We start from the raw sequence: 10,477 nt of genomic DNA, 5'->3' as shown, positions 1-10,477 counted from the left end.
TATGGCGTAGCTGATGGTGTGCTTATTGATCTTGATTGTGGCCTGCTGTTGTTCAGTTGTACTGGGTGGTAGTCCTGGTCAGTCGGTGGGGTTTATGCGGAACCGAGTGTCCGGTGTCGGGGGATACGTGGGGTGAGCTGAGTGTTTGGTGTTGCGCAGTGTGCTGGGCGGTGTGGTGGTTTTTGCTCAGTGTGGTTGGTGCGTCTATAGGTGTCGGTGCTGGTTGGCTGTGTGTGGGGGCTGGGGCGGTGTGGGTGTGGGTTGGTTCAGCGGGTGGTGAGGCGTTGCCAGAGCAGGTCGTGGTCGGCGGGTGCGAGGCGGGTCAGGTGGAGGCGGCGGGCGAGGTGGTGGAGGAAGGCGGTCTGCTGGGTGCGGGTCAGGGGGGTGTGGCGGGGGAGGCGGTCGAGGGTTGTGGCGAGGGTGAGGGTTTCGGGGTAGGTGACCAGGCCCCGGCAGGTCAGGTTGGGGGAGGCCGGGCCTGGGGTGAGGTGGGGGTTGGCGGTGGTGAGCTGGTGCAGGCGGGTGTGCCAGCGGGTGTGGAGGTGCTGGTGGTGGTCGTACCAGCGGGTGGTGATCGTGGTGGCCCAGCTCAGGGAAGCCGTGGTGGGTGGTCGGCGGGCGGTGAGGCGGGCGTGGGTGAGTTCGGGCAGGGTGCGGATGTCGAGGGGGGCGCGGTGTCGGGGGTCGCTGGAGGCTTGCTGGTGACGGGTGTAGATCATGGCCCGGGGCAGGTCGGGCGCGGGGTGGATCCACGCGGGGGAGGCGTGGTGGGGCGGGCGGCGCAGGGTGCAGGCGTTGCAGGTCGGCAGGGGCTGCACGGCGGGGGCGAGGGGCTGCCAGCGGGCGGTGGCGGTGGGCGCGGTGGCGATGGTGGCGGGTAGGGGCCGGCGGGTCAGTGCGCGGTTGAGGTGGGCGGGCGGGATGCGGGTGAAGGCGGCCAGGCGGCGGGCGGCTTCGCAGCTGAGGTGGAGTTCGGTGGCGTGTGGGGCGGCGGGGGTGCCGGTGGCGGTGATGTGCAGGCCGTCGAGGAGGTGGGCGGGGGAGAGGTGGTAGGCGGCGGCGAGGCGGGTGAGGTAGGAGGCTGGCGTTTCGCGGGGCAGCGGTCGCACGCGCAGCGCACCGGGCGGGCTGGGCCACATCGTGCCGGGCAGCACCGCGGGCGTGGGGTGGGTCCGGGTGGGGGCGGTCACCGGTCGGGTCGGGTGCGGCGGGCGGGGGTGCGGGGCCGGTAGTGCTCTTCGGCGAGGTGGTCCAGTGCGATGGTGTCCAGCAGGGTCTTGGTGATGCGCTCGGTGCCGTCGCAGATGGCTTCGATGGCGGCCTGGCGGATCAGGCGTGAGAGGCTGCCGATGCGTCCGGCGGTCCGTTCGTGCAGGTAGGGCGCCAGCCTGGGCAGGCTGCCGGTGCGGTGCGCGGTGAGGTCGAGGGCGGCTTCCAGGGTGGTGATCAGCTCGCGGAACGGCTCGCGGTGGCCGGCGCGGGCGGGCAGCGCTCCGCAGTCGATCAGGGAGGCGCGTCCGGCCAGCTGTGCGCCGCGTACTCCGCTGAAAACGGCGCTGGCGGTGACATCGATGCCTGCGTAGACGAATGTGGCGCCGATACGTTCGGTGAGGTCCTTGAGCCAGTCGGCGGCCTCCGCGCCGCTGGAGGAGCGCGGGTTGAGCCGGTGGATCTCGTCGATCAGCACGAGTGCGACGCCGGCCGTGGTGTAGGTGTGGCAGACGGCAGTCGTGATCTGCGCGGTGGTCATGCGGCCGGCCACGGGGATGCCGAGGTAGCGGGCGAACTCGGCGGCCAGGGTCTTGGCGGTGGCGCCGGGCGGTACCAGCACGTAGGCGACGGGCACGCTGGTGTCGCCCGGGCGGGCGCGACGGGTGTGGGCGAGGTGGCAGGTACGGCCGACCTGGAGCAGCGCGGTGGTCTTGCCGGTGGTGGCCGGGCCGGTGACGATCAGCGACGGCCGGGCGGTGGCCTGCTGGTGGCGGCCCAGGACCATCAGAGTGCGGACCTGGCGTGCCAGGGATTCGATGGCCGGGGTGCGCACGGTGACGAACTGCGAGTGGTAGGCCAGGCGTTCTTCCGCCGAGCGGGGTGCCTGGCCCGGCTGCGGCGGCGTGGGGGGTGCGGCGTGGGCGAACCGGGCGAAGCCGTCGAACGTCGTCACCGTGCCCGCGGCCGCCTCCCCGTTGTTCGAGGGCGAAGGGGGCGCAGGGCTCACCACAGTTCGGCCTCCTGGTCGGCGTCGTACAGCGTCAGCGCGCCGCTTCCCGGCAGCGTGAGTGCGCCGGACTCATCGGCGCCGACGTCGTCCCGGTCTTCGGCGGGGGATCGGGCGTCCAGCGCATCCAGGCTGTCCTCCGCCTCCGTTGCGGCCTGGGCCGCAGTACGGTGCGGTGCTGCTGGTTCGCCGCCTACTGCCTGGGAGGCCGCCTTCCCGGCGCGCAGGCCCGGCGCCGTGGCGGGCACGGCTGGCGGCGCCGGTGTGGTGGGCCGGGTGTGGCGCAGGATCTGGTCGGCGGCCTCGGCGAGGGCGGCTTCGTGTGTCTCGCGTTCGGCGCGCTGCTCGAGGGTGGTGCGGATGTGGCGCCAGGTGGTCTCGCGCATGGGCGCGTGGACGTGGTCGCGGTGGATCCACGGGATCTCGTGCAGGTGTCCGTCGGGCAGGCGGAGATAGATCTGGCGGACGTCGTGCGGGTTGAGGTGGACCTCCCACTTGCCGCCGGGGCCGGTGGGGCAGGGCCGTCCTCGGTGTTCGTTGAGGATGGCGTGATCGTAGGTGCGGTAGTTGATGCGGATGCCGCGGCCGGTGACCGGGTGGAAGCGCACCGGCAGCAGTTCCGTGTAGTCGGTTCCGGTCAGCGGCAGCGGCACATAGCCGCTCGCGCCCAGCAGCGCACCCCACATCTCGCCCGGTGACAGCGCCTTCTTGGGCAGGAGGGGGTGGCGCAGCCCGTCGTGGGGGCGGTGCTGCCAGCACGCGGTGATCCACTCGTCCAGCAGTTCCTGCAGCTGGGCCACGGTGAAGCGGGCTTCGTCTTCCACTGCCTCGCCGCGCGCCAGGATGTGGGGGCCGGTGTAGCCGGCGACGTGCTGGGCGAAAAGGGTGTTGATGCTGCCGAAGGTCCGTTCCACGGCGCCCTTTGCGGTGGGGGAGCGGGGCGGGGCGGGCTGCACACTCACCCCAAGGGATTCACAGGCGGCCAGGAACGCGGCGGAGAGGAACACCCGCCCGCGGTCGATGACGATCGTCTCCGGCACCACCACCGGCCGCGCCGCCGCCTGTTCAAGCCGCGCGTCCAGGGCGAGGAGCCGGGTGTAGGGGACGGCGGCGTGGGCCAGGCGCAGATGCTCGCCCCAGCCGGGCCGCACCGGGTGGGGCACGGCCATCTCCGCCAGCAGCAGGGCCGCGTCCACCGCCTGGGTGCTCTGCTCGCGCAGCACGGCCGCCACCACCGACCGTGTTGCCACGTCCAGGGCGATCGTGAGCTCCGGGCGCACCGCACGGCCGTCCTCGCCGATGGCCATGATGTCCAGCCGGGTGGTGTCGACCTGCACCAGCTCGCCCGGCCGCAGCGCCACCACCGGTGTGAACGGGCGCACCGGCACGGCGGTGGCGGTGCGGGCGGGGCGCCCCGGATGTTCCAGCGGGTCGGCCAGGACACGTACCAGCCGGTTGAACGTCGATGGTGCCGGCAGCGCCACCGCGCCCGGCTCGTGGGCCTCGGCCAGGATCTGCCCGGTCACCTCCCGCAGCCCCTTGAGGGTGCCCGTGGAGCGGCCGCGCTGGCGGCGCAGTGCCTCCAGGACCGCGGTCACTACCCGCTCATCTGCCCGGCCCGTAGCGCTCGACGGCTTGCGCTGCCGGATCAGGCCCATGATGCCGCCCGTGTGGTAGCGGGCGCGCATACGGCGCACGGTGGCCCGGCTGGCCCGCGACCAGCCCAGGGCCGCGAGTTCGTCGGCCTTGGCCTGCTCCCGCTCGGCCATTGAGGTGCGCTGCGGGTCGTACTCGGGCCGGGGGACGCCGGTGCTGCCGGGCCCCTCGGGCAGCCCGGTCTCGATCTCGCGGATGTGCCGCTGCCAGGCCATCGCCCTCTCCCGCTCCCGTTCGGGCACCGCCTCCAACAGCCCCCACGGCGCCGCGGCGGGAACGGGGCAGTCCACCACCGCGAAGGTGGGGTCGGCGAACAGGAACGAAGACAAGACCGAGGCGGTCTGCCCGCGGGTGTCGACGAGGCGTACGGAGGCTCCGGCCACGGCGGCCACCTGCCAGGGGCGGCCTTCGAATGTCACATACGCCCCGAGTTTGACCTGTCGGCGCCGGGCGGCGGCCGCGGCACGGACCGGGCGGCCGGGGGTGCTCACCACTGTCCCGCCTCCGCCTCAGCGTCATACACCTCGAACCCGCCCGGCTCCACGGCCGTGCCGCGGCCACCGCCGGTGTCGGGTACCGCGCCGCCACCGGCGACGCCCCGGGCAGCCGCCTCCCGGGGCTGCGCCGCGGTGAGGGCGGGGCCGGTCCGGTCGCCGCCCGGCCGCGCACCGCCGTCGGCACCCACATCCGCACCCGCGCCTGTACCGGCGGCGCGGTGTGCGAGGACGGCGCCGGTGCGACGCCGCAGCAGCTCGTCGAAGGGCCGCGAGGAGTGCTCGCCCTGCGCCCATGGCACCGGGTGGAGCTGACCGTCGGGCAGCCGGACGAAGACCTGCCGCGGGTCGTGGGGATGGTGGTGGACCTCCCACCGCCGGCCGCGGCCGCGGTGTTCGTCCAGACACGCATCGTCGTAGCGGCGCCCGCCCAGCCGGATCCCGGAATCGGTGAGGGCGCACCGGGCTGCCGGCAGCAGTTCGCCGTAGTGCTGCCCGGCCAGCGGCAGCGGCACCCTCCCGGCCGCGCCCAGCAGCACCTCCCACATCTCCTGGGGGGGCGAGCCCCGCCCGGGGCAGCAGCGGATGCCGCAACTGCTCCTGGGGACGGTGGTGCCAGACGCCAGTGATCCATTCGTCCAGCAGGTCCTGCAGCTGCGGCATGCTCCAGTACACCCCGCCCGCCTCGTCCGCCCGGACCTCCTGTCCGGCGGTGACGGCCGGCCGGGCTGCCACCGCGTGCCGGGTGAACAGACCGGCGAGCACCTGAAGCGTGCGCAGCGCACCACTGGGGGCGCCCGCCGCCCTCGGCGGGGCCGGCTCCAGGCTGATGCCCAGGCTCTCGCACACGGTCAGGTGCGCCGAGGTGATACCGGCCGGCCCCCGGTCGAGGACGAGTGTCTCGGGGACGGCCGCCGGACGCGACGCGGTGGCCTCGATCCGGTCGGGCAAGGACATCAGCCGCCGCGCCGGCCCGCCCGCGTGGGCCTGTTCCAGCAGGGCGGGCCAGCCCGGGCGCAGCGGCCGGGGCACGGCCATCTCGGCCAGCAGCACCGACAGCTCCACCGGCCCGTCCTGCTCCGGGTGCAGCACGGCGGCCAGCACGCAGCCGCTCGCCTGGTCCAGCGCGGCCGTCACCGCCACCACCACCGGGGTCCCGTCCTCGCCCACCGCGCCGACCGGCAGGCGGGCGGTGGCTACCTGCACCCGCTCCGCGGGCCGCAGCGCGGCAGGCGGGCCACCGGCCCGGCCGCCCGCGGTGGCGGTGCGCGCCGCGCTACCCGGCGGCTCGGCCGGATCCGCCAGCGCCTTCACCAGCCGGTACAGCGACGAACGGGCAGGCAGCCGCACCTGATGTGGCCCCTGGGTGTCCGCCACGATCCGCTCCGTCAGCTCGATCACCTGCCGGATGGTGGTCTTCTTCCGGCCCCGGCCCCGGCACCGGCGCAGAGCCTCCAGCACGGCGGCCACCACCCGCTCGTCCGTCCGCCCGGTCGGAGACGGGCCCCGCAGGTGACGTTTGTCGACCAGCCCCCACAGGCCCTGCCGGCCGTAGACCAGCCGCATCCGCTGCACCGTGGCCCGGCTCACCCTGGCCCAGCCCAGCCCTGCGAGTTCCCGCGCCTTGGCCGCTTCCCGCTGCGCCAGAGTGAACGCCCGCGGGTTGTACTCGGGCCTTGGCGTGCCGCTTCCGGGGCCGCCCGGCAGCCCGGTCTCCACCTCGCGGATGTGCCGCAGCCAGGCCAGAGCCCGCTCCTGCGCCTCCAGCGGCACCGCCTCCCACAGCACCGGGGTGACCGGCTGCGCGGCGGGCGCGTCGACCACCGCGAAGCCGGGCGCGGCCACCAGACGGGCAGCCAGCACACAGGCGGTGGCTCCATCCCCGGCCACCAGATACACCCGTCCGTCGGCCAGGCCGGTCACCTGCCAGGCGCGGTCCTCGAACCGGACCTGCGCGCCCACCTCAACGCACCGCCCACCAGGGACGGCCGTACGGTTCCTGCTCACCTCGCGTGCTGCTCCCGCTCCTGCTCCGCGTCGTCCTCGGCCGGGTCCGGGCGGCCGGCCGAGACGAGGGTGTGCTCGCCCAGCGGCCGGGACAGGTCCGCGGACAGCCGCCCGCTCCACAGCGCGTGGTAGAGCACCGGCAGCGCCGTGAGTACCTCACCGGCCGCCGCGGCCCCCGCCATCAGCGGCCGCGGGGCGGCGAACGCCTCCAGCACCGCCTGCTCAAGACCGCCCGCATCGCGGTGGCGGGGATGGCGGTAGCCGGCCAGCCACCGCACGTTCGCCGCCACCACCGCATCCGGCGGCACCAGGCGCCGGTAGGTGAACCCCGCCGCCGCACACGCCGCTTCCAGCACCGCGTCCGCCCGCGCGGCACGGCCTGCGGCGGGCTCCGCCGTGGCGGGGCAGTCGGCGAGCAGCGCGCGGCCGTCGGCGTAGCGGGCGAACACCTGCGGCACCCACGTCAGCGTCCGCCGGCTGTCCGGATCCCGCCAGATCAGCCGCACCGGCCGCGCTGACAACCCCACCACCTGCGGATCACGGTCCAAAAGCATCAGCTGCATGCACATCGCCTGCGACCCGTGCGGCACGTGCCCACCGGTGGTGGCCGACCACCACCAGCCCGGCCCCCACCTGCGCCCGGGCACCACCGGGAAGGCCGCCACCGGCTGGAGCTGCTCGAACCGAACGGCCACGGCGGCCTCGACCCAGCGGCGTTGCACGAGAGTGCCGTCAGCCCCGGCGAACTCCGCCTCCACCGCACCCGGTTCCGGCACCCGGCAGGACCTGCCCGCGACGGCAGGCAAGCCGCCCTGGCTGCTGTCGTTGATCACGTACTCCACACAACGTCATACCGGCCACGGTGCGCAGGCGAACCGGCCGGTAACTCCAACTGCGGTGCATCGAGGACCGGTTGTCCTGTGCGGAGGTCAGGATGCCGCCTGGGGCGTGCCGGTGTCAGTGCACATCTCTGCACTTTTCTGCCCGGGCCGCGGCGTGAGCAGGCGCCGGATCGGCTTCGCCGCTATCCCAGAGACGACAGCGCCCATCCCGCGTCGTCTTCGCCGGAACCGAACCGGATCAGGGCGCCGGACGGCATCGCCGCACCGCGCGCGAGCGTGTCGACGAAGGCGTCTGCGAACGCGTTGACCTGCTCACGCCCCGCCCCCTGGTCGTCGTCGCGGACACCGGAGTCGAGCCGCAGGTGGTCGCGGTGCCCCGTGACCTTCAGCATGATCTTGAACGTCTCGTGGTGGTAGTGCGGATCGCTCACGGTGACACCCACGACGGTGTCACCGCGCACCAAGTCGTCCCCGACGCGTACCCACACATCGCGTTTGGCCACTGCCCCCCACTTCCCGCCCTGTCGCATCAGCAGCCCGAACGTAGCCGCCCCTGGCCCTCTCCGGCTCAGCCGGAGAGGCCCGGCCGAGACTCAGCCCGCGGCTTTCATACCGGCCTGCTGCCGCCCGGGGCATTGCGGCGGCCGGGGTCAGGAGTGGCGGAAGCCGCGGTCGGGGTCGCGGGCCTGGCGGGGGCGGAAGGGCTTGAACCAGTCCGCGGCGGCCAGGTTGGCCAGTCCGAGGGCCTGGTTGATCTCATTGCCCCTGTCCTCGATCCCGTCCAGGGAGGCGTCGAACAGCATCAGTACATCGTGGTCCTCGAACAGAACATCGGAGCACCAGTCCCAGTCGAAATCGCGGCGGTCCTCACCCAGCCCCTCCACGGCTTCCGCGACCAGGCGCGGGCGGTTCCGCGTCAGCGACTTGGCCCGGTCGATGCCCAGGTGCAGGGCCATCTCCTCGCCGGTGCACAGCGGGCGCACGGCGCGCGTCTCGGCGAGTTCGGCGGCCAGGTCGTCGAAACAGCGGGCCATCTGCCGCCGCCACTGCCGGTCCTGGCCAAAGGTGATCGGCGGCAGCGAGCCAAGGACACGGCCCTCGCCGCGCCTGGCAGGCGCGTCCCCCATGTCGGTGACGTCCTGCCAGATCTGCTCGGACAGCTGCTCGAGCGCCACCCGCAGCACCGCGGCCGTCCGCGTGGTGAGCTCGTCCTCCTCGCCGTCCTCGTGCCAGCCGTCGTCCTCGTCGTCGTCTTCGTCCCACGCCGCGGGCTGGCCGTGGCGGGCGAGGGATCGCAGACGGCTGCGCACGCGCTGCGCGGCCTCTTCGGGAGCGGCCAGGGCATTGTCGATGATCTGCAGTTCGTCGGAGAACTCCTGGGCGCTCAGCAGCGTGCCAGCCTCGGCGAGCAGAGCGGAACCCGCATCCGTGGAGGCGTTCTTGGCGGGCAGGACCACGGCGAAGTAGTTGTCCGTCAGCCGGTCAACGACCGAGGACACCACCCCCGCCACTACTACAGGGTCGGCGAAGGCTTCCTCCACGTGCAGCCGGTCGAGGACGAGGACGAGGACGCTGGAGGCCGACTCGATGAACTCCTCGAACTCGTAGGTGAACCGGCCGTCCTCGTCCAGGAGCTGGGCGGCCACCAGGGCGGGGAAGGACTGCTCGTCGGCCATCCGCTCGCGCAGATTGTCGGACTTCCAGTACAGGCCCCTTACGGCCGTCAGGCTTCCCACCGGTGTGCCGGCCGCGGTGATGCGCACCTGCCACTCCTGCACTCCCTGCGCGGCAGGATCCAGCAACTGGTGGGTGTGGTGGAAGTCGAGCGCCAGCTGGGCAAGGTCCGCCCCCGCTGCCACCGGACCCGTTTGAGTACTCAACGTGCTCCCTTGGCGCCGGTCCCCGGGCCGCTGCCTCCCTGCGGCCCCGCCTCAGCCTAGTGGCCACACGCAGCAGTCCTCCCGCAATATGGCATCACCCATCCTCCCCGGGGAGACAAACCGGACCCTAGCTGTGACCGGGGCTGCGGCGTACGGCGGCTGACACACATCACCCGGCCGCCGGTCGCGTCACTCCTGGCCTGCGGTGAGGATCTCTGCCAGCTCCTGGGCGGGCAGGCGTGACCAGGCGGCCACCTCCTCCAGCGCCACCCCGGCGGCGACAGCCGCGGCGGCGGTGTTCACCAAAGCCTGATCGATCAGGGCTGCACTGCGGCTGAGGTGCTCCAGCAGCGTGCGGGCCACCTCGGCGGTGGTGCCGCTGTGCCCGCCGCGCAGCTCCTCCAGCTGCTCGCCGGCCTCTTTGACCAGTTGGGTGATGCGGAAGCGGTGTTCGGCGGACACGGTGGCCCGCCACCGGGTCGCTGAGCCGCCTGACTGTGCCTCGGCCGCCATCACGCGCAGCTGGCCGGCCATCGTGGCGGGCTGCTGTTCGCGCTGCAGGCGCCACGGATCGTCCCTCCACCCGGGCGGCCCGCCCTGATCGCGCCGCCGGCGGATGACCGCACCCATCCAGGCGAGCAGCGGCCCGCCGTAGTCCACCGCCGACAGCGGGCCCAGCCAGTCACGTCCCACCCGCTCGCCGAGCCGGCGGCAGAACGCCCCGTCGGCGGGCAGCGGCCGCGGCCGCCCGGCGCCGCTGTCCCTCCACACCAACTCGGCCATGGCCGGGTCCAGCAGCGCGTCGGCCACGGCCACCACCTCCGGGAAAATGACCGGATCCCGGCCCACGATCCGCCACCGCTGAAGACCGTTCCCGCGTTGCCGCCCGCCACCCGATGCAGCCGGTGCGGCCAGATCTCCTCCCGCTCCCAGTGCAGGGCCTCCTCCCACCACCGGGCCACGACCGCGTGCGCCAGGGAGAACACCTCCGCGCCCTCCGCCCCGGCCCGCCCCGCACGGCGCGCCATCCCCGTCCACTGCCGCTGCGCGGCCACCACCTCCGGGACACCGTGCAGGTCGAGGTGTTCCAGCGGCTGGTCGGCGTCCGCGTCCAGCAGCCACCGCCCGTGCCGCACGCACACCCGCTGCCAGCGCGGCAGATACCGCACCGCCCGCTGAGCCTGCCCGGTACGCCGCGCGGTGCACAGCCGGCAGGCGAACGCCGCTTCTCCCGCCACTGCGCCTGCCGCCCGCCAACGCACCTGCGCCAGAGCGGCCTCCCGGCCAGTACTGATCTTGGGGTCGTCCACGGTGAACGCGGGCAACGCGCGTGCCAGCACCGCCGGTTCCACTCCGCACAGTTCGGCGAGTACATTGCGC

The 10,477-nt window shown here is 73.6% G+C and carries 9 protein-coding genes; 1 reads left to right on the top strand and 8 read right to left on the bottom strand.

Going from position 1 to position 10,477, the window contains the following annotated elements:
- Positions 1-266: 266 nt before the first annotated feature.
- The 4 genes from A949_RS37935 to A949_RS35350 are packed head-to-tail and all read right to left on the bottom strand — an operon-like array spanning position 267 to position 4,916.
- A complete protein-coding gene (locus A949_RS37935; RefSeq protein WP_019354722.1) occupies positions 267-1,190 on the bottom strand; it encodes a TniQ family protein in 924 nt (307 codons plus the stop codon).
- Positions 1,187-2,221, bottom strand: a complete 1,035-nt coding sequence (locus tag A949_RS0104015) for a TniB family NTP-binding protein (RefSeq protein ID WP_019354721.1) — start codon at positions 2,219-2,221, stop codon at positions 1,187-1,189. The genes A949_RS37935 and A949_RS0104015 overlap by 4 nt, the downstream gene beginning before the upstream one ends.
- A complete protein-coding gene (locus A949_RS0104010) occupies positions 2,215-4,368 on the bottom strand; it encodes a DDE-type integrase/transposase/recombinase (protein ID WP_019354720.1) in 2,154 nt (717 codons plus the stop codon). The genes A949_RS0104015 and A949_RS0104010 overlap by 7 nt, the downstream gene beginning before the upstream one ends.
- The gene (locus A949_RS35350; protein WP_019354719.1) at positions 4,362-4,916 is read right to left on the bottom strand and encodes a Mu transposase C-terminal domain-containing protein; all 555 of its coding nucleotides are present in this window, start codon (positions 4,914-4,916) and stop codon (positions 4,362-4,364) included. The genes A949_RS0104010 and A949_RS35350 overlap by 7 nt, the downstream gene beginning before the upstream one ends.
- A 224-nt stretch (positions 4,917-5,140) precedes the next feature.
- Between A949_RS35350 and A949_RS35345 the strand changes: the two genes are divergently transcribed.
- Complete coding sequence (locus tag A949_RS35345; RefSeq protein ID WP_158687535.1) at positions 5,141-5,722, top strand: hypothetical protein; 582 nt, start codon at positions 5,141-5,143, stop codon at positions 5,720-5,722.
- A 649-nt stretch (positions 5,723-6,371) separates the two neighbouring features.
- Here the strand turns inward: A949_RS35345 and A949_RS0103990 are convergent.
- The 4 genes from A949_RS0103990 to A949_RS38840 all read right to left on the bottom strand — a co-directional run bounded on the left by A949_RS0103990 (position 6,372) and on the right by A949_RS38840 (position 9,907).
- Positions 6,372-7,208: a TnsA-like heteromeric transposase endonuclease subunit gene (locus tag A949_RS0103990; protein ID WP_106428729.1), complete on the bottom strand. Its 837-nt coding sequence runs from the start codon at positions 7,206-7,208 to the stop codon at positions 6,372-6,374.
- A 191-nt stretch (positions 7,209-7,399) separates the two neighbouring features.
- Entirely contained in the window at positions 7,400-7,720 is a 321-nt protein-coding gene (locus A949_RS0103985; RefSeq protein ID WP_019354715.1) for a hypothetical protein, read from the bottom strand.
- Between the two features lie 147 nt (positions 7,721-7,867).
- Positions 7,868-9,097, bottom strand: coding sequence for a hypothetical protein (locus tag A949_RS0103980; protein ID WP_158687534.1), 1,230 nt, complete (start codon positions 9,095-9,097; stop codon positions 7,868-7,870).
- 189 nt (positions 9,098-9,286) lie between these two features.
- On the bottom strand, positions 9,287-9,907 hold the full coding sequence (locus tag A949_RS38840; RefSeq protein WP_237735735.1) for a hypothetical protein: 621 nt from the start codon (positions 9,905-9,907) through the stop codon (positions 9,287-9,289).
- Between the last annotated feature and the right edge of the window lie 570 nt (positions 9,908-10,477).

It is taken from the genome of Streptomyces sp. AA1529 (assembly GCF_000280905.1).
In the GTDB taxonomy this organism is placed as follows: domain Bacteria; phylum Actinomycetota; class Actinomycetes; order Streptomycetales; family Streptomycetaceae; genus Streptomyces.
This window is presented reverse-complemented; position numbering and strand designations above follow the sequence as displayed.

Coding starts and splice junctions, on each gene's coding strand:
- A949_RS35350 (WP_019354719.1), bottom strand. CDS start 4,916: ATGTGGGAGGTGCTGCTGGGCGCGGCCGGGAGGGTGCCGCTGCCGCTG.